Origin of the sequence: Bacillus sp. FSL E2-8900, assembly GCF_037966225.1 — a bacterium.
Classification (GTDB): Bacteria; Bacillota; Bacilli; order Bacillales; family Bacillaceae_G; genus Bacillus_A; species Bacillus_A cereus.
Map to the genome: position 1 here is coordinate 2,718,418 of NZ_CP150193.1, position 19,967 is coordinate 2,738,384.

The following is a 19,967-nucleotide window of genomic DNA, read 5'->3' on the forward strand; positions in this document are numbered from 1 at the left end:
GTTCACCCCCTTTCAATCTAAATAATTATTAACTTGTGATTGTATTTCAGAAACAATACTTTTAATTTGCTGCTTTTTTTCTGGTGATAAATTTTTTAATTTTTCTTCATTTATCCCATGCCTATTAAAAATATCTGAGAGTAAAAGGTCTATAATTATATTCTTTTGATCCTTATCAAACTTAAAGGAAGAAAATTTGTTTAAATCATCCATTTACAATATTCACTCCAATCAATTTTCTATAAAAATTTTAAATATCTACGAGCATTATATGTAATGAAATAAAAATTGCTTGGACAAGTAACTTAATCTTCTATTTTCACTTCTTTTTGCTAATAAAATCAAAAGCTGACTTCTAATAAGAAGACAGCTTTCCTTCACTTCACATAAATATAAGTTTCATTACTGTTAAATCATGTATTTTATCTTTATTTGTAGTTTTCCACACTTGCTTTACCATTAATCTTGAATATTAATTCAGTCATAATAAAAAGTCCAAGCTTGTACCACGTATTACAACAAAAAACATTTACTTAGAGTGAAAACTTATAGCTAAATATCAATAGGATAGACACTTTATAAAATGTTTAGTTTAACTAATAAAGCTAATAAAATTTGAAGGAGAATTTGAATATTCACTGCAATATCTGTATCAGTAGTTGTTACGGTTACGTTTCTAGAATTTTTAATAAATGTTTTTTGTCTATTAATTTGTTTAATAGCTGATTTTTGAAATAATTCTTGTGTTATTTTATCTGCCTTTTCACTATCTGCTATAGAAATACTTACTACAACTACGATAGCTGCTTGTAATGCCGCTTGGATAGATAGCGCAGCTTTTGTATCTGTAGTAGTAACTTGTACATCTGCTGAATCAACTATTTCAATATATTCCTCAGAAATTTGATCGATTTCATCTGTTTGTATAGCTGCCTCTAAAAAATTTGCATTTTTACTAAACGAATAATCATTTAATGATTCGCAATCTTCTTTTTTTGGCTCACAATCTTCTTTTTTTGGCTCACAATCCTCTTTTTTTGGCTCACAATCCTCTTTTTTTGGCTCACAATCCTCTTTTTTTGGCTCATGAACTCGTTTTTTCGGCTCAAACTCCCGGTTTAATGGATCCCGATTTTTCTTTCGTCTACAAACTTCACATTCACACATAAAATCACCCCTTTTAGTCTTAAAAATTAGCAATATTAAAATATTGACTAACTAATAGCATTTTATGTATTTTTTTAAAATTTGTTTGGACAAGTAACTTAATCTTCTACTTCTTTTTCTAATAAAAAAAGCTGCCTTCTAATAAGAAGACAACTTTCTTTGTGACTACTCTAGAATAGATTTCATACAATATAATTGTTCCTTCCTTATAACCTGAGTTCGTCACTTTAGTTATAAAAATGTGGGTATATCCTATAACCTTTTTTAGGGACCATCCATAATTTATTTCATAAAAAGTGCTTTGTTTTACTGAAAGGTGGTTGCGGAAACAACCGCCTTTTTATTCGGAACAAAATAAAACTTTTATATAAAAGACCCATACTTAAATACACTAAACTTCATATAATATATTGCATCCTTTCTTTTTAGAATAAGTAGTCGTTTACTGAAGGGCACTTTTCGAAGTGCTCTTATCTTTAATCCCCCTCTTTTTCAGGAAGAGTTTTTTTACTAAACCATAATATGATTTGTATCACTAAGGCTAGGGATTACGACATTTCCTTAATAACTTCAATGAATACAGTAGCTACTAATTAAAATACCCCTATGATCTTCTCTACACTTAAACCATCGTGCATTACCGAACGCATGAACTAATTTTTATTTTGACTATGTAACACTAAATTCACAAGATTATTATCCTATGTTTGGTGAAGCCATCATTTCAATGCCAGCAACCCCACACTTTTAACTAATAACTTAAACAAATGGGCTACCTCAAGGTTCCTTTGATATAGTATGTTATGTTCTATATAATGAAGAAAGCGCTAGTATTTCCAAGGAGGATGTATATGAGTATTCAATTGGCCACATCTAACGATTTAGAATGGGTTAATAATCAATATGACTCAATAGGATTTGTACGAAGTGATTTAAAAAGAGATAAAGTTGCAATTATTACATATAACAACGAGTATGCAGGTGTTGGCCGATTAGTCCAAATAGATGAAGATACTTTAGAAATGGGCGGGATTTTTATTCTGCCTCAATTTAGAGGGCTTCAATTAGCTGGTGAGCTTGTTTCATTTTTAGTAGAAACTGCGAAAAAATCACAAATACAAAATGTATATTGTCTTCCTTTTGAGGAATTAGAAAACTTTTATAAGAAATATGGATATACTGAAGTCGATACTACGACAGAAGCAGTCCATCCAATTATTCTAAAAAAATATAATTGGTGTTTGGAGAACTACGATAAACACGTTCTACTATTTAAATTGTAAATGTAATAAAGTGAAACTTTAATCAGTGGGAGTTTTAATCAAACCCCTCACCAATCGGGCTTTGATTAAAACTCTATGTTCCGTCAATACTATAGATAATATGATTGTATTTCTCCATTCCTCCTGAGAGAGGAGCAGTTGGCTTTTGCTAGCTGCTCTTTTATTTTTTCAAAAAGTCACATAAATATCTTTAATTCCAAACATTCAAAAGATAAAATATGATATGATTGTTATGAAGATATTTACCAACTAATAAATGCGCCCTAGACTTACGTACTAGGGCGCATTTATTTTTTAGTATGTAACTCCTTCACTCATCTATTATCCACAAAATAAGTATCATATGCCTTATCAAATTCATATCCTAACTTTTCTGCTAGTTTAGCAGATGTAGTATTCGCTGCGTCCCAGTTTGGATACTTTCCATTTTCTAAGCAATCCAATATAAGAGCTGCACTTACTACAGTTGCCAAGCCCTCTCTTCTATGATTGTGATCAGTCGCAACTTCAATTTCAATCCCATCATTATAAATACTATACGAGGATGCACCGCATACAACTTCTCCGTTATATAAAATGCTATAACCTATACCACGGTTTATATAATCTTCTACCGAATGAAATTGACTTGTGAAATCTTCAGATATCTTATGTAATGTAGGGCTATTTGCGATATGCTCGTCTATTCTTCTTAACTCATATTCTTTTGGAAGTGCTGATATAAAAGATTTTAATTTTGAACGATTAAAAACTTCTGGATTTCGTTTGAATTTATAACGTAAAAACTTATCTATTTTTCTTTCATGGAATGTTTCTAAGCGTTGTTTCCACTCTTCACTATTTACGATAACTAAAATTCTTTCTGGAATATTACGTAATAACTCTTCTGTTTCTTTCGTATTTGGGTCTCCAGCGTAAAATGTAAAAATCCCTACCGTAACTTGTGCTACTTTTGGATTTTCAAGATCATTTACCCAAGCAGTACCCATATGCCCTTGTAAATAAGAAAGTAAAACAACGTTATTGAAATCCTCAAACATAGAAACTAGTTTTTTTCTTGTATGTATATTCGCTTCATATATCATTTACATTCCCGCCTTCTTTAGAATCAACTACTCTTAACATTTTCATGAGCGCTCCATAATTCGTATTCATATACATACCCACCTGTTCATCATAAAAGCAATTGACTATTAAATTAAAACTTCGAATATTTATAAAATATCAGTAAACATAAAATGATTATAACATCTACTAACTATGAAATGATCAACATATAAAATAAGTCAACAATAAATATATTTCTTACCCGTTAACAAACGGTTTGAAGGACCAACATAATTAATTATGTAACAACCCTCAACAATAGTTTGAGGGTGCATTTAAATACATGTGTTATAACTCATTTTTATAAATAAAAGATTCCGTCTCACCGTTCTTATATACTTTAGTCAATTTAACAAATGATTTGTACGTGTTAACGTCATCCTCTATCATTTTTTTCATCTCTTCTATTTCGGCATCACCAGTTCCGCCCTCTATTTTTAAACAGTTCGAAATGGAAAGGTATCCGCTTGATGCCAATATAAAAATAAAAATCGTATCAGGAAAATTAATAAATAATAATCCGTAGTTTAAAGGGTCTCCAGCTGGATGTGATAAAAGTAATCGAAAACCTACCAGTTCAGGTACTTGAACAAAATCTCTAGAAACTCTCGCCTCACCTACTATAGTAATTTGCTTTACTACATTCCCGAGATCATCTGTAAATTCAGTACATCTAGGTGGATTAATTGTTGTTGCTTGGAAAGACACATTTAATTCAGGATTGTTAAAATCGAAAAAGATTGTACTCCCCTCTGTTAAACAATGCGGGCAAACATTTCCTAGCAAGCTAAAGTCCTCTTCAATATATTTAACTTTTGTTTTGCAGCTACATACTTTCCCTATTCGAATTGCATCAATCTTTGAACAATCGACAAATATAACCTCATTGTCTTCTTGTACGAATGATACGATACCTGTTTTCTTATTAAATGAAAGAAAATAAGATACAGCAATTTCGTTTCCTTCTATTATGATACTTTCAACTTTAGTATACGGTTCTAGACTTTGTAAAAACTCACATATACTATTTTGGCAACACCCACAATTACGTTTCGGTTCACACCCCACTTACACTCCATCCCTTCTCTATATAGAATTGCTACTACATATATATGAGAAGAAAATAAGAAAAGCTTGGACAATATAACGTTAACGTAGCAATATCGTTACCTAATCGTACATTTATATGGAAATCACACCATTTTTGAGTAAGGACACATAATTTTTACTATAAATACATATAACAATTTCATCTTTCATGAAAAAAACGTTATAATAAGGTGTAGCCTCTACGATTACGTTATAAAGGAGATTAAAACAATGGCTAAAATTAAAGTATACCAAGCAAAAGAGGAAAATATGGAAGCAGTAAAAAACATCATTGATGTTGAGGAACAAAACCCAACTGCTGAAAACTTACAAAATCTATACGCATGTGTATTAGATACTGAAGATATGGCATTGCCTGAATCATACATTGAAGAAGATATCTTAATTGATTCTATTGAAGTTATGGTTAACGCTTCTCAAAGCAAAGTAAGAGACTTAGGTGCTTACGATGTAATCGAAGTTCAAAACAAAGGTAAGAAAACACAAATTTTACTATTAGCAGACGAAGAATACGAAATTATCGAAGGCTAATCTAAATCCGTACATACGAAAAAGCTCCTTTCCAATTAGAAAGGAGCTTTTTCATTATGCTTTTGATGTTTCACTCTTTTTATTCGTTTGTTGTTTCTTAATTACCATGCGCTCATTTCCCATAAAGAAAATGAATATGAATGCTAATCCAGCTGGTACCAATGCCCACATGAATGTTTGAACAATTGAACTAGAAAGAGCGTCAATAATCTTATCTAATATTTGCGGAGGGATTTGAGATCTTGCCGATTCTGATAGAATAGCTCTTGAATCCCCTAAAGCGTTTGTATTCATTCCCCCGCTCATCCCTTTAAATGCTTCTTCTAATTGATCTTGGAAACCTGTTCTTTGGATCATTCCGAAGATTGTAATGCCTAGTGTCATTCCTAACGAACGAATGAAGTTACTCGTTGAAGTCGCAGACCCGCGCTGTTCCATACCGAAGTTGTGAATAGCTGCCATACTTAGTACAGAGAATGAGAAACCGACTCCAAATCCGATAATAATCATATAAACTGTTAATAATGCACGACTTGTTTCTGGTGTTAACGTGCTTAATAAGAATAGTCCAATTAGCATAATAACCGCAGAAATAATCATAATGTTTCGGTAGCTAAGTTTAGTTGTTAAAAATCCGCCTAACTGCGCTGTTACGACTGATCCTAACATCATCGGTAAAAGTAATAATCCTGAGTTTGTTGCGGTACCACCGTATACACCTTGAATAAATAACGGAATGTACACAGTTGCTGACATAAATGCAGCACCGTAACATAAAGCAATAATTGTACTCATTCCGAATAAGCGCTGCTTAAACATCTCAAATGAAATAATTGGTTCTTCTACTTTTCGTTCAATAAAAATGAATGCGATGATTAAAATAGCGAATCCACCAAATAAGCTTAAAATAAAGCTAGAATCCCAATCATATTTTTGTCCGCCTAGTTCAAGCGCAAACATTAAAGAAACTACTGCACCAACTAAAGTAATTGCACCAAACCAATCAATCTTTTGCTTCCTATGAACGCGTGATTCTTTATAAAAGAATGTAATAAAAATAAGTGCTAAAATGCCAAGTGGTAAGTTAATATAAAATACCCAGTGCCAGCTAATGTAGTCGGTAATATATGCGCCAAGTAATGGCCCGAAAATACTAGATAATCCAAATACCGCTCCGAATAAACCACCCATTTTCCCGCGTTTTTCAGGTGGGAAAATATCAAAAACGATAGTAAACGCGATTGGCACTAATGCCCCGCCGCCAATACCTTGAATGGCACGATAAATACCTAACTGTGTAATATTTTCAGCAGTACCACAAAGTGCCGAACCAATCATAAAGACAATTAAACCGAAAATAAAGAATCTCTTTCTACCATACATATCTGATAGCTTACCGAAAATCGGCATGCCTGCCATTTCTGCGACCATATAGGCAGAAACGACCCATACAAAGTTTTCGAGGCCTCCTAAGTCACCAACGATTGTTCCCATCGCCGTTACGACAATGGTATTATCCATCGATGCCATTAAAATACCTAGCAATAAGCCCGCCACAACAAAGCCGAGCTTATTATTCTTCTCAACCATATCTCTTGCTCTCCCTCATACTACTTATATTTGTTTATGTTCTTTTACGACTGCATTACCTTTTTGATTAAAACTAGTATGATATTCTACAACACTAATTTCACATCCAGGACCAATTGTGACGTTGTTGCCTCTTACAACTTCAGCAATCGTATGTTCTAAATAGATATCATCTCCTTCAACAATCGAAGTTTGGAGGTTTCCAGCATGATTAGTAAAAGGAATAAATCTCGCTTTTTTACGCACAGTAATCTTTTTACCACCAATTTCTCTTACCTTACTGCCTTCATAACGAAGTGAGATTTGAATATTTTCAGCATTAAGTAATCCATCACTTTCAAGACCACCAGTTAATGATAAATCTTCTACTTCAATATCTCCCTTCACATTTAAAGCACCTTTTACATCTACGAAATCACCTGAAAACTTTCCTTCAATATCTATCATACCTCTAACTTTTGTTTTTTCAATATGAGCATCACCATGAATTTGTGTATTACCATATACTTTTACATATTCCGCATCTACATTTCCTTGTACTTCGTTATCTCCATACACGACATAGTTTTTCACTTTCACATTACCGTGTACATCACTCGTTCCGTACGTTTTAAACTCATTGCAACTCATATCATTGGTAATTGTTCCTTCACCGCGAATCTTCACTTTATTATAATCTCCGCCTGCTGAATTACCAGAACCATTTACTGTGAGACTATGTGGATGTTCCATACTGATTTCTCCCTTCCGTTAAACCTGCTTAATTTCTTTTACATTTGCATTTTTATCAACAGTAAGAACACCGGTATATTCAATCAGTTCAATCTCACAGTTTGCTCCTACTGTAACATTGTTTCCTCTTACCGTTCTTATGTGAGCATAATCAATATCGATATTGTCACCTTCTAATAGTTCAGCTTCTAACTGCAAGCCAAACACTGTTTTAAATAACCTACTAAATGTACCTGATCTATGTCTTACTTTAATCGTTTGACCACCAATTTCTTTCGCTCGACATGTACCGTGAATATTTATATTAATTTCATCTGCGCTTAATAAACCACCGATTGTAAATTGTCCTTCTGAAGAAAAAGTATCCACTTCACAATTACCGTCAATTGTAGCTTGACCATTGACTTTAAATTCTTCACCAGTGACATTTCCACCTATCGTACCTTTTCCTGCAATTTTCAAACTGTTTGCTTTTACATTTTGCGTAATTGTTGCTTTTCCATCAATTCGCATCGTTTCAGCATGAACTGTACCATCAACTTTACCAGATCCGCTAATTCGTGCACTGCTACTTTTCAAATCACCAGTAACTGCACCGTAACCGTTACATTCAAATTGCTCACATTCAACATTTCCATTCACAGTTCCTTTTCCGTTTAATTGCACTTTATGAAACTCGCCGCCATTCGATGAACCGTAACCATTTATAATCAAATTATCTGTACGCATACTTTCTCCTCCACTAGAACAATTTAGTTTTTAATGCTTCGGTATATTTCATAATCGCTTCGCGTAAAACGATTTTGGTGCCTTTTTCAAAAATTAAATCGTCCACGTTTGAAACTAATAAACATGTAGAAATCCCTAACTTTCGGACAATGATTAAGTCACAAGTTTTATGTTTCATTGCTTCATAATTTTCACGTAAAACTTGCAAGACCATTTTTCCTTCTTCTAAACTAATCTCTCCTGATTGTAGTAATTCTTCTAACATGTACACATAAAGAATGTCTACAAATTGAAACTCTGCTGTTTTATTCGTTTGTTCTATGAAAAATTGTAAAACTGGTTCTGATGCAATCCCCTTGCATAAAATGTCTTCCTTTGTTAAAAGAATTTCTCTCACACTCGGTGAAAACATGTTAGCTAGTTCATCAAGTGATAAATCCTCTTTCATCGTTTGGATTTTATCGATACGCTCTAATATCTTTTCTTTCGGAAAAAATGTCTCTTGACCTGTAAACGTTGATTTTCGTACAAACCAATCTTCCGGGATTAAATTTTTTCTTTTCCACCTATATAACTGTCCGTATGAAATACCAGTTAGTTCTAATAAATCTTTTTTTGAAATTAAATCTGTACTCAACTGTATAACACTCCTTCCTGATAACAATGTAACATAACACTGTTACGCTGTAAATAGACTTTTATCACAAGTAGCGTAACAATGTGTAAAACAAACCTATTCCTACATACAAAAAAGGCTCTTACACACCTTATGAAAATGTGCAAAAGCCCTTATATATCAAGACTTAAACCAAATATTATAAAAATCAATCCAACCTTGTGAATTAATCATTATATTTTGAACTTTTTCATGTGTACTTACCTCTTGTTTATTACGATATAAAGGAATAACATGAATTTGACGTAACAAAGTATCCTCGATATCGCGTAACAGTGTAACTCTTTTCTCTAATTCTTCTTGTCTAAAATAAGGAGACAACTTTTCATGAAAGTCCATGCTGCTTTGTCCATGAATAAAACTATTTTTTGTAAGAAACATATATAATAGACTATCTTCTATTCGTTCACTAATTGTGGCACTATCATGCATCATATCGGCCTTTTTTATCGTACTTATTTCCAATAGCTCTTCTATATCAAGAAAATTATTTTCTACACGAATCCCGTATTTCGCACACTCTTTTTGTATCCACTGTGCATCTTCAACATGATCTCGTCCTGTAAATGTGTAGAGTTGTAGCACTTCATTATGATAAGTACTCCTTTTAATTAAACTTTCTACATCTTCCTCAATCTCTACAATGCTTGCACCTGCTAATATTAGTTTTTTTGCCACTTCTCCACGTTCTCCGCCGAGTTCTTGAACGATTGTATAACCATGAATGATGTTATATAACGCTTTCCGAAATAACGCATCTTGCATTGGTCCTTCTTTCGTAAGATTACATGTTATATATGTCACGTTCGACTCAAGCCGGGACAATTCTTTATTATGTTTTTCTTTATCTTTATACTGCGCCTTTACTAAAACATCGTATGTACTTACACCTTGTTCTACATTCCACAACTCAACACGATCTAAAAAAGGTCTTTCACGAAAATATAAAGGATGTCCTTCTAAAATGAACAGATTTTCATTACTTTTATATAATTGAAAAGGCCCGGTTCCAATTAGCCCTCCTGCTTCATCTTCATTCACGATAGAACACTGTTCTGCACTTAGCATATGTAAAAACATTCGATTTTCTGTATGTAATTGAATTTCGAAAACGTAGTCATCCACTGAACGGATACTTTCAACGTGTTGTAACATCCATGCGTGTGCATTATTTTCCAGCTTCATAAATCGATTCAACGAGTATATAACATCATGTGCAGTAAGTTGTTTTCCATTATGAAAGTGAACTCCTTTTCGTAAGTAAAACGTCCATATTTTTTCAGCGTCATTATATTCCCAGTGAAATGCAAGTCTTGGCTCTATAATGTTTGTATTACCTTCTACATACACGAGTGTGTCGAATATATGTTTTACCATATGGCATTCTGAGCGCATTGTAGCGTATACAGGATCTAATGTGATATCTAAATTCATTTGTACTTGCAACCGGAGTACATCTCTTCTCCCTTCAGATGTCATTTCAACCTTATGACCAAATATTGAATCCACCCAGGAATGATATTCTCCCTTTACCGATGGAAAATGTGAGCTATAGCGTTCCACAAATATACTTCCGCTTTTCACATCCCCTTTTTTCGTTATTTCTTTTCCTCTATCTAAAATTAAAGATATCGGGTGCTTTTGAAATATTAACTTAGACCGATTTCCTCTGCCGCGACCTGGAAACCACTTAATCCAATTTAACTCATCTAATTTTTTTATAATTAATTTACTATTGCGCTCTGTACAAAATAATGTACCAGATATATTTTGCACTGTTACTTCCAATCGTTCTCCCTCTTTTTTTCCTTTTCCATAAGCAATCCATAGTTCAATGTATTGATCTAAAATAAACATCATACTCCCCCTAAAAGGTGAAAAATTCTCCCTATAGTTTCTACCCTTTTTCCAACTCTCCTTTCATCTTATCATTTCAATATAGAAAGGAGGAATTAATATTGAATTATCTCTTACTTCGTTACAATAAACCTATTTTTATTAGATTGTGTGGTGAATTATTAACCCGAACGACTGAATCTATGTTAGCTCTCATTATGATTATTTACGTCAATAAAATGTTAAACGGCAATGTAATAATAACTATGCTAATTTTCGGATTACAGCCACTTTCAGACATTTTATTTACACTTATTGCTGGAGGAATTACTGATAAATATGGCCGAAAAAAGATTATGTTACTCGGATTATTACTACAAGGTGTTGCAATCGGTAGTTTCGTTTTCGCTCAATCCGTTTTTATATTTGCACTGTTATATGTCATTAATGGTATTGGCCGTTCCTTATATATTCCAGCTCAACGTGCACAAATTGCTGATTTAACAAAACAAGAGCAGCAAGCAGAAATTTTTGCTCTCCTACAAACGATGGGAGCAATCGGATCCGTAGTCGGCCCTTTAATCGGTGCAAGTTTTTATAATACTCACCCAGAATATTTATTTATCGTGCAAAGTGTAACTCTTACGATATATGCCGTTGTTGTTTGGACCCAGCTCCCAGAAACTGTTCCACCTATAAGTAAGTCGAAACAAACAGTTGAGGCAAGTTCACCAAAGCAATTTGCTTTTAAACATTACGCCATATTCGGTCTTATGGTTTCTACACTTCCTATTAGCTTTTTTTATGCACAAACTGAGACGAATTATCGTATTTTTGCAGAACATGTATTTCCTAATCTCGTATTCATACTCGCATTTATTTCAACATGCAAAGCCATTTTGGAAATCATTCTACAAATCTTCCTCGTAAAATGGTCTGAACGATTTTCTATGGCGAAAATCATCCTTATTTCTTACGCCTGCTATACAATAGCTGCAGTTGGCTTTAGTTATTCAACGACGATATTGTCGTTATTCTTCACCTTACTCTTTTTAGTCATTGGAGAAAGTATTGCTCTAAACCATTTATTACGATTCGTTTCAGAAATTGCACCTCATAATAAACGTGGTTTATATTTTTCAATTTACGGTATACACTGGGATATATCTCGAACGTGTGGACCAATTATTGGTGCAGTTATATTAAGTAAGTTAAATGGAAGTATACTGTTTTATATTTGTGCTAGCTTCTTATTAGTTGGAGGTATTGTTCAAGCGCTATTTGTTCAAAGTTTGGAACGTAAAAAAATCGTGAACCATCCTACACATAATTTATAGGTTACTACTTTTTCAGTAGATCAATATTTCTTATTGGATGAATATTAAAAAACAAAAGTGAAGTATTTCGCATATGAAAGTATGTTTTATATGACAGGAGACGTTCCTTGTTTACAACTAAAAACACCTCACTTCAAGAAAGTGAGGTGTTTTTGAAATCACTTAATTTCTTATCCTGCCATTTTATTAATACTATCCTCTGGCGAAAATACGGAAATATGATCGACCTTACCAGTCCATTTTGGAATGACAAATTTCAATTCATACTGGTTATTTACTTTGTATACATATATTTTATCTTCACCATTCTCTTTAACTGAAGATGGTTTTCCTAATGCTTTTTCAATTTCTTGTAATGTAATCAATTTTAGTTCTGCATGATATGAGCGTACATCAAAAACTTGTGACCCTTTATTAAATCCGAAAACAACATTTTTATTTGTAAAAGTTGCGTACATTCCATTCCCTGCATATTCGGTTTTATTTGCTTTCCCCCACGCTTTTTCAATTTCTTCAATATCCCCTGTATGGGCTCCAAATGGCACATTAGGTACCTTTCCTTCTTTTGCTAGTTCAAACAAATCTTTAACGTGGTTAATTGATTTTTGATTAAGTGTTCTATCTTTCGAATCTTGCTCAGCTGATGGTTTTGTTGTTTTTTCATTACTTGGTTTTGCTTCAAGATTTTTCTTTTCTTCTGAAGAATTGCTTTGTTCATTTTTATGATTTTCCGAGGCTGGATTTGCTTCCTTTTTTTCGTCTGTCCCTTTACATGCTGCTAATGCAAATGTGCATGTAAAAGCAAGAAATAACATAACTATTTTCAAATATACCTTCATCATTTTTACCCCCTATTGTATTTTATTCATTTCGATAATCAACCGGATGCGAAGTATAGTATTAATTAAGGACTTCTAATTCTAAATCGTCACTTTCCCATAATTTTAAAAAACTTGGAATTATATTGTTAATCATCGTATTCATCTCCTTCTTTAAACCTTCTCTTCTCAATGATAATATCCTCTATCTATAACTTAAAACATGCTGTCACAACAGCTCCTTGAAACAAAAAAACCAGTAGGAAGTGATTACTCTTTTCCTACTGGTTGAAATGAAATTAAACGGTAAATCTTAGCTTCTTAAAAAATGTAGCGATAGTGTTTTTTACTGTTTCAAAATTATAAGCAAACGTGTTATCTCCACTTAATGATGAAATACATGTTAAACCTGCAGCTTTAATAAAAGCTTTTACATCTACAAGCATAGAATTAGCCTCCAAGAATTTAATTACAATCATTATAACAGGTGTTTTACGACGCTAACATGAAAGTAATAAATAAATTTCTATTATTAATTTATCTCGCTATTTGCCGGGCAGTAAGATCCCCACCTCAAAATTCAGCGGAAACAAAGAAGTTAGGTGGGGGCCCTGCTACCCGTAAAAGCTAAATTGGTGAGGGCTGATAATCAGTGAGAATGAACAAAACCCCCACTGATTAAAATTTCACCTTATTTAGCTTACAGTACACCATTTCAATGTCATATAAAAAAGCTGCCCAAAAAGAGCAGCTTCAAATATGTATATTACACTTCGATTGATTTACCATCTTCAACAATATGATAAAGTAAATGCGCTAAATGATGAATTGGACCGTATTCTTCCTCTTCCTCATCTGTTTCGCCTTGGAATTCAAGATCGTTTAAGTATAGTGCTAAAAATTGATAGTATAGTTTTAAATCAAATCCGTAGCATGCAGTTGGTTCTTCATGATCCCCTTCATATTGTAACATTAAGTATTGATCATTTCCTTCTGCATCTTCTGCATCAAAGAATACGAAGAAGCCAACGTTTGTATCTAAATCAAATAAATGACGAGTACCTTTTTCAGTTGCTTTATTGAAGTCCTCTTCACTTAATTTATGTACTGTTGTCGCTTTTGCATTATCTTCTTGATGGAAATTTACTGTAAATGATTTCAATGCTGACACCTCCTGATTGTATAATACTAGCATAACATATAAAAAGGACTGCTTACAAATGTAAACAGTCCTTACATTCATTTTCGCATTGCTCGTAATAAGAAGCTTACGATGAAAATTAAAATAATCGCACCGATTAAAGCTGGAATAATTGCATATCCGCCAATGACTGGACCAAAACTACCAAGTAATTTCGAACCAACCCAAGAACCGATAATACCAGCAATAATATTACCAATTACACCACCAGGTACGTCCTTTCCAGTAATTAAGCTCGCAAGCCATCCTAATATACCACCGACGATTAAAGACCAAATCATATAATAACCTCCTTTACATTTCACCAATCAAAATATAATTAGAAACAATTGCTTACCATTAGTTATGTGACATTTTTCATAAGTTATTCATGTTGTTCAACTTTAAGATTTTTGAGAATAATACACACAGATTAAACCTTTTTTTGAACTAACAATTTATCCGACTTGTTATTACACACATTAAGAACAATCTGGCTTCAATATTGTTCGCATAAACTCTTCTTTAAAAGCTGCATAGTTAAAACCAACAGCAATTCTTTGAATCGGCCGATCATCAAACCTTGTTGGCTCAGCTATTTTTCTAAAGTCTGCTACACTTTGGCCCCTAGTCACATCATTTGTCGTACTAATCCACACTGCCGATTTTTTATATTCGAAAATACTGTCATTTATAAACGAGATAAACGGTAGTAAATCGTGTATAGGACTTCCACCAATACCCGGATATTCTTTTTTATAGAAATTCTCATAATAAAAATCAATCATTGGTTTAATGAGTTTCGCCTGTCCAGTTCCTTGTTTATCTATTATATTGGCCATTTCAGGCGTAATAAGCGCGCCCTGTGTTACATTTAACGGGTATATGCTAGCGTTTTTCGCATATTTCATAACAATATTTGCTGCAATTGGATCACCATAAAAATTCGCTTCAGATACTGGTGTAACATTACCTGGAAATAGGAAAGCGCCGCCCATTATATAATACGAACAAATACGATCCATTATATTTGGATACAATAAAAATAACGTAGCAAGCGTCGTTAGTCTCCCTGTCGCCACAATTATAATATCTTCTGGACAAGGTTCGATTAATTTGATTAATTCACAAAAATTTTCTCGTTTATAAATTCTCATCTCAGGTGGAATAATAGGACCTAAACCGTGATCCCCGTGGATTTCAGGGAAAAACAAAGGCTCTTCAGCTGTCATCGGTCTACTCGCACCTTCAATAATTTTCACTTGTGTAGCATAGTACCTTTCTAAAAAATAAACATTTTCCGTAACGATATCTCGTGATACATTCCCGTACTCAGCAACAATACCTAGAATATCTAATTTACATGTTTTATTTGCATAAATTAACGCTACGGCGTCATCAATACCAAAATCTCCAAAAAAGATAATTTTCTTATTAACTATTCTCACCCCTCTTAAGCACAATCTACTATTATTATTATGTGAAAAAGACAAGGCGGTGAAACAGCGCAAACTAAAAAAGTCGCCTATTTATTGGCGACTTCAATCTTTTTATAAGACAAATATGCAAGTACATTTTTACTTGAATCATATTTCGGGTTATTTCCTTTTCTCGGCTCTCTCATATGTGTCTTTTCAAATCCAGGAATGTCTGGCATTTTCCCCATAAATTCAAGCATTTCTTCCTCAGAACCTTCAATGCGTACACGAATCATTATAACTATTCCTCAATTCTCAGTTTCTCTGTACTAAGTATATCGTACTTCAGAAAGACTGCAACACATTTATCTTTTTAACGTTGTACTTTTTTTACATATAAACATAGCCATTTCAGTATAGAACGATTCTACTTTATTATTTTTAAATTGAATATTAAAATATCCCTTCATTTCGTTTGGTGCTTTCATCATACATTCTGTTAATTTTTCACGCTTTTGTAAAGGGACATCCATCATATTACACCACCAGTCAAAATCAAACTTCTTATCAAAAGTAAGACATGACTGCATTTGCAAACCGTTTTTTTCTAATAAAGTAAGCCATTCTGTCTTTTTTAGAGCTCGTTCATGACTTGGGTCTCGCTTTTTTTCTATAAAATTATAAAATGTATCATATTCATTATTTTCTGGCGAAACATTATCTGTTAAGATGAATAATCCATTATCCTTCAATGTACGATTTACTTCATAAATAAATTGAGCCGGATTCGTAAAATGATGGGCTGCAATCCGGCATGTGATTGTATCAAAAAAATGGTCTGCAAATGGTAAATCCTCTGCGTTTCCTGCTACAAAAGATACATTTTCATGCCCATTCTGCTTTATAAAAACTTTTGCTTTTTCTAACATCTGTTCTGTTAAATCAAGTGCAACTACTTCTTCAAACATGGGTGCTAACATATTTGCCACATGTCCGCCACCAGTAGCAACATCAAGAAGACGATTATTATGACGAGACTCAACTTGTTGAACTACATATTGTAAATCCAGTCCTTTAGCATGTATTTTACTATTTACATATTTATCTGCATTACTGCCAAACTGTTTTTTCACAAGCTCTTCTTTACTCATATTATCATCTTCTTTCTATTGTTATTTACATATACGACTCATATAATTATTACAATTCTCTTCATGTATTTTCAAATCCTCTTTTCATCTCACTTCTCATCACGTTCCCGTATAATCAAAATAATATGATTATACGTTATTTCATTAAACAAAAAAAGGCTACGGGAACTTGCCCCCTAACCTGACTAAATATTTACTACATTTTTATTTCTTTATATATATCTATATAATATAAATCCTCTTTCAACTTCATAATAACATCTACTTCGTTATAAGTAGCCTCACGAGCATGTAAACCAAATTGATCCATACCAATCCATATCCACCCAGGTGTAAGATATAAAACATCTATATTAAAATAATCTAACTTAGTAAGCTCCGATGTAATAAATTTATCTTTATTAGCGATTTGTTTATCTATTAAACCATATTCTTTTCCATTTTCAAATAGCGATATAAATTTCCCTACAATCGGATGTTCACGAACAATAAAATGATATTCTTTTTCCTCTATATTTACCACAATCAAACGAGAAACAGATAAATCAGGCCCTGAATTCGACATATTTGTTTATTCACCTCCTTATATAGGCTTCTTAAATATGATAACAAATGAATATTCAAATTAAGTTAATATAATGTAAAAAATAAAAAAGCTGAATCCCCTTTAGAAATCAGCCTTTATAATTCGATCAACTTTATTCTTTTACAAATTATTATAATGTTTCTTTTTCCTCATCATTTCCGGAAACTAAATTTCCTATAGCATCCGCTGTTACTTCCACTACAAACTCACAAATACCTGCTACAACTTCTCCAATTACTTCATCCATCTTTTTACCCCCTTATTTTATGTAACTTATTTGTAGTATAGAAGAAATTAGCGAATGTAAACTATCGAAAAAGGTGACATAAACCTTACAGAATTGTAAGCTCTTTCATCCCTCTGCTTATCCCCTTTGAAACTTCAAGTATTTTTAGCAGACATATAGGCCATCATAAATATGAAGCAAGTAATAATCTAGTGTCAGGAGGCGTTTAATATGTATTACGTAAAATTAATTAAAGGTCAATCTTTCTACGCTTTTGATCATCGTTTCTTGGTGTCTGAAGAAGAAGAGGTTTCAGAGAAAATTTATAATTACTTACGACGTAATGAATTTTTTGAAGTACGTAAAGAAGAATACTCTGCTTAATTACAAAAAGCATTAAGAAGCATATCATCTTATTGTGATATATTCTTAATGCTTTTATGTGAATTTCTTCTTTTCAATAATTGTTGTTGACTCTATTAAATAATCTAGTATTTGTCCAAGCTAATTCTTCACTATTTTCATATTCTAGTATATGAGGAGGTGAAGAATATGACTCATATCATTGATTACCAAGCTACTCAACCTATTAGTAAAACTGGTGAAACAACTTTTGCAATCCCAGCTTCTCCAAATAAAGCAATTTTAGCAAATTTGAAATTGAGAATTTCAAGTAGAGATTCACGTAATAATCGAGTAGAATTAATCGCTACAATTGGTGTAGAAGGTATAACTGAGACTTCACAAGTTTTATTCCGAATTTTCCGTGATAACATTGAAATTTTTAATGCGCAAGTAGGTATTGAATCTACAGATTCTGAACAATTCTACGTACAAACATTTCAAGCTATAGATCAAAACGTTAGCAGTGGAACACACGAATATTCATTAACTGTAGAAAACCTTACTAGTGGTGCAAGCGCAGAAGTTGTTGGCCCACTATCTTTTAGCGCTTTAGCTATTGGACAAGAGCGTAAATGTTGCTAAGTGAATCTAATATTTAATTTTGTACTTGAGAAAAGCGAGGCGTAGTTATACGTTCTTGCTTTTTTATATGTATCCTTACTTTCTATTAGCTTTAATCATAATTTTTTTACGTTTTGATTCACTTATTTCATCAATTAACACATCAAATTTTTGACCAATCAAAAAGATTGAAATCCAATTATGAAACACGTAATATAGACTCTGACTCTAAAAAAGTTCGTATGAAAAGAATACATAAATAAGGAGGTTTTATATACGAGTTTTTCATTTTAAAAGACGGAGAGGTTTTAATGTTATGTGGCGTAATAAAAACGTTTGGATTGTTTTAATTGGGGAGTTTATTGCAGGTCTAGGATTATGGCTTGGTATTCTTGGCAACCTTGAATTTATGCAAAAATATGTCCCTTCTGATTTCATGAAATCAGTTATATTATTTATCGGACTATTAGCCGGTGTTCTAGTTGGACCTATGGCTGGCCGTGTCATCGATCAGTATGAAAAGAAAAAAGTTCTTCTTTACGCTGGGTTTGGTCGAGTTTTAAGTGTTATTTTCATGTTTTTTGCTATTCAATTTGAAAGTATCGCATTTATGATCGCATTTATGGTTGCTCTTCAAATTTCAGCAGCATTTTATTTCCCTGCATTACAATCTGTAATTCCACTCATCGTACGTGAGCATGAGTTATTACAAATGAACGGTGTACATATGAATGTTGGTACAATTGCTCGTATTGCAGGCACTTCACTAGGTGGAATTCTTTTAGTTGTGATGAGTTTACAGTACATGTATGCCTTCTCAATGGCAGCATACGCCTTATTATTCCTCTCGACTTTCTTCCTACAATTCGAAGACAAGAAATCAACAACACCAAGTAAACAAGCTGCAAAAGATAATAGCTTTATGGAAGTATTTCGTATTTTAAAAGGAATTCCTATTGCTTTTACAGCACTTATATTAAGTATCATCCCTCTATTATTTATAGCTGGGTTTAATTTAATGGTTATTAACATTAGCGAAATGCAACATGATCCTACGATTAAAGGGTTCATATATACAATTGAAGGTGTCGCATTTATGTTAGGTGCCTTCGTAATTAAACGTCTATCTGATCATTTCAAACCTGAAAAATTACTATATTTCTTCGCAGTTTGTACTGCTTTTGCACATCTGTCATTGTTCTTTAGCGATATAAAATGGATGGCTCTTACATCATTTGGTTTGTTTGGGTTTAGTGTTGGCTGCTTCTTCCCTATTATGTCGACGATTTTCCAAACGAAAGTGGAAAAAAGTTATCACGGTCGCCTCTTCTCATTCCGTAATATGTTTGAGAGGGTTATGTTCCAAATCGTCTTACTTGGCACAGGCTTCTTCTTAGATACAATTGGGTTACAATATATGGTTCTCATCTTTGGAGTCGTTTCATTATTGATTATTTCTATTTCCCTTTCTAAGCAGAAACATTATGAAAAACAGCATTCGCAATCTGCAAATTTATAAAATAA

At 32.9% G+C, this 19,967-nt stretch carries 23 protein-coding genes; 6 read left to right on the top strand and 17 right to left on the bottom strand.

The window, feature by feature from the left end:
• Positions 1-12: 12 nt before the first annotated feature.
• The gene (locus NST90_RS13940; RefSeq protein ID WP_000342253.1) at positions 13-213 is read right to left on the bottom strand and encodes a spore coat protein W; all 201 of its coding nucleotides are present in this window, start codon (positions 211-213) and stop codon (positions 13-15) included.
• Positions 214-576: 363 nt separating this feature from the next.
• Positions 577-1,167, bottom strand: coding sequence for a spore coat protein (locus tag NST90_RS13945; protein WP_000333024.1), 591 nt, complete (start codon positions 1,165-1,167; stop codon positions 577-579).
• Positions 1,168-2,018: 851 nt separating this feature from the next.
• Between NST90_RS13945 and NST90_RS13950 the strand changes: the two genes are divergently transcribed.
• Entirely contained in the window at positions 2,019-2,450 is a 432-nt protein-coding gene (locus NST90_RS13950) for a GNAT family N-acetyltransferase (protein WP_000027163.1), read from the top strand.
• 314 nt (positions 2,451-2,764) lie between these two features.
• Here NST90_RS13950 and NST90_RS13955 read toward each other — a convergent pair whose 3' ends face one another.
• A complete protein-coding gene (locus NST90_RS13955; RefSeq protein ID WP_000638727.1) occupies positions 2,765-3,535 on the bottom strand; it encodes a GNAT family N-acetyltransferase in 771 nt (256 codons plus the stop codon).
• Between the two features lie 310 nt (positions 3,536-3,845).
• Positions 3,846-4,625: a BC_2878 family exosporium-associated protein gene (locus NST90_RS13960; protein WP_000501712.1), complete on the bottom strand. Its 780-nt coding sequence runs from the start codon at positions 4,623-4,625 to the stop codon at positions 3,846-3,848.
• Positions 4,626-4,877: 252 nt separating this feature from the next.
• On the opposite strand from NST90_RS13960, the gene NST90_RS13965 reads away from it, so the two are divergent.
• The gene (locus NST90_RS13965; protein WP_001062733.1) at positions 4,878-5,198 is read left to right on the top strand and encodes a hypothetical protein; all 321 of its coding nucleotides are present in this window, start codon (positions 4,878-4,880) and stop codon (positions 5,196-5,198) included.
• A gap of 54 nt (positions 5,199-5,252) precedes the next feature.
• Here the strand turns inward: NST90_RS13965 and NST90_RS13970 are convergent, their stop codons facing one another.
• The 5 genes from NST90_RS13970 to NST90_RS13990 all read right to left on the bottom strand — a co-directional run bounded on the left by NST90_RS13970 (position 5,253) and on the right by NST90_RS13990 (position 10,782).
• Positions 5,253-6,788 carry an MDR family MFS transporter gene (locus tag NST90_RS13970; RefSeq protein WP_000229616.1) on the bottom strand — a complete coding sequence of 512 codons (1,536 nt, stop codon included), beginning with the start codon at positions 6,786-6,788 and terminating at the stop codon, positions 5,253-5,255.
• 24 nt (positions 6,789-6,812) lie between these two features.
• Positions 6,813-7,520 (bottom strand): polymer-forming cytoskeletal protein, encoded by a 708-nt coding sequence (locus NST90_RS13975; RefSeq protein ID WP_000400902.1) that lies wholly within the window; start codon positions 7,518-7,520, stop codon positions 6,813-6,815.
• Positions 7,521-7,538: 18 nt separating this feature from the next.
• The gene (locus tag NST90_RS13980; RefSeq protein WP_001258384.1) at positions 7,539-8,249 is read right to left on the bottom strand and encodes a polymer-forming cytoskeletal protein; all 711 of its coding nucleotides are present in this window, start codon (positions 8,247-8,249) and stop codon (positions 7,539-7,541) included.
• A 13-nt stretch (positions 8,250-8,262) separates the two neighbouring features.
• Entirely contained in the window at positions 8,263-8,886 is a 624-nt protein-coding gene (locus NST90_RS13985; protein ID WP_000102240.1) for a YhbD family protein, read from the bottom strand.
• A gap of 159 nt (positions 8,887-9,045) precedes the next feature.
• Positions 9,046-10,782 carry an SgrR family transcriptional regulator gene (locus NST90_RS13990; RefSeq protein WP_025709526.1) on the bottom strand — a complete coding sequence of 579 codons (1,737 nt, stop codon included), beginning with the start codon at positions 10,780-10,782 and terminating at the stop codon, positions 9,046-9,048.
• Positions 10,783-10,883: 101 nt separating this feature from the next.
• On the opposite strand from NST90_RS13990, the gene NST90_RS13995 reads away from it, so the two are divergent.
• On the top strand, positions 10,884-12,098 hold the full coding sequence (locus tag NST90_RS13995; protein ID WP_025709528.1) for an MFS transporter: 1,215 nt from the start codon (positions 10,884-10,886) through the stop codon (positions 12,096-12,098).
• 170 nt (positions 12,099-12,268) lie between these two features.
• On the opposite strand, the gene NST90_RS14000 is transcribed toward NST90_RS13995, so the two are convergent.
• The 8 genes from NST90_RS14000 to NST90_RS14035 all read right to left on the bottom strand — a co-directional run bounded on the left by NST90_RS14000 (position 12,269) and on the right by NST90_RS14035 (position 17,230).
• Positions 12,269-12,940 (bottom strand): YjgB family protein, encoded by a 672-nt coding sequence (locus NST90_RS14000; RefSeq protein ID WP_025709530.1) that lies wholly within the window; start codon positions 12,938-12,940, stop codon positions 12,269-12,271.
• Positions 12,941-13,215: 275 nt separating this feature from the next.
• Positions 13,216-13,362, bottom strand: a complete 147-nt coding sequence (locus NST90_RS14005) for a hypothetical protein (RefSeq protein WP_000959548.1) — start codon at positions 13,360-13,362, stop codon at positions 13,216-13,218.
• 320 nt (positions 13,363-13,682) lie between these two features.
• Positions 13,683-14,078 carry a hypothetical protein gene (locus NST90_RS14010; protein WP_000834883.1) on the bottom strand — a complete coding sequence of 132 codons (396 nt, stop codon included), beginning with the start codon at positions 14,076-14,078 and terminating at the stop codon, positions 13,683-13,685.
• Between the two features lie 77 nt (positions 14,079-14,155).
• On the bottom strand, positions 14,156-14,398 hold the full coding sequence (locus tag NST90_RS14015; protein ID WP_000638306.1) for a GlsB/YeaQ/YmgE family stress response membrane protein: 243 nt from the start codon (positions 14,396-14,398) through the stop codon (positions 14,156-14,158).
• Positions 14,399-14,578: 180 nt separating this feature from the next.
• The gene (locus NST90_RS14020; RefSeq protein ID WP_025709532.1) at positions 14,579-15,544 is read right to left on the bottom strand and encodes a nucleoside hydrolase; all 966 of its coding nucleotides are present in this window, start codon (positions 15,542-15,544) and stop codon (positions 14,579-14,581) included.
• 77 nt (positions 15,545-15,621) lie between these two features.
• Complete coding sequence (locus NST90_RS14025) at positions 15,622-15,810, bottom strand: DUF3970 family protein (RefSeq protein ID WP_000621873.1); 189 nt, start codon at positions 15,808-15,810, stop codon at positions 15,622-15,624.
• 69 nt (positions 15,811-15,879) lie between these two features.
• Positions 15,880-16,665: a class I SAM-dependent methyltransferase gene (locus NST90_RS14030; RefSeq protein WP_000031301.1), complete on the bottom strand. Its 786-nt coding sequence runs from the start codon at positions 16,663-16,665 to the stop codon at positions 15,880-15,882.
• A 196-nt stretch (positions 16,666-16,861) separates the two neighbouring features.
• Positions 16,862-17,230: a hypothetical protein gene (locus tag NST90_RS14035; RefSeq protein ID WP_046392820.1), complete on the bottom strand. Its 369-nt coding sequence runs from the start codon at positions 17,228-17,230 to the stop codon at positions 16,862-16,864.
• A gap of 478 nt (positions 17,231-17,708) precedes the next feature.
• Here NST90_RS14035 and NST90_RS14040 point away from each other — a divergent pair, with 478 nt between their 5' ends.
• The 3 genes from NST90_RS14040 to NST90_RS14050 all read left to right on the top strand — a co-directional run bounded on the left by NST90_RS14040 (position 17,709) and on the right by NST90_RS14050 (position 19,962).
• Positions 17,709-17,861: a YqbF domain-containing protein gene (locus tag NST90_RS14040; RefSeq protein ID WP_000291905.1), complete on the top strand. Its 153-nt coding sequence runs from the start codon at positions 17,709-17,711 to the stop codon at positions 17,859-17,861.
• 168 nt (positions 17,862-18,029) lie between these two features.
• The gene (exsC, locus tag NST90_RS14045; protein WP_000148797.1) at positions 18,030-18,464 is read left to right on the top strand and encodes an exosporium protein ExsC; all 435 of its coding nucleotides are present in this window, start codon (positions 18,030-18,032) and stop codon (positions 18,462-18,464) included.
• A gap of 295 nt (positions 18,465-18,759) precedes the next feature.
• Positions 18,760-19,962 carry an MFS transporter gene (locus NST90_RS14050; protein ID WP_000269261.1) on the top strand — a complete coding sequence of 401 codons (1,203 nt, stop codon included), beginning with the start codon at positions 18,760-18,762 and terminating at the stop codon, positions 19,960-19,962.
• Positions 19,963-19,967: the final 5 nt, after the last annotated feature.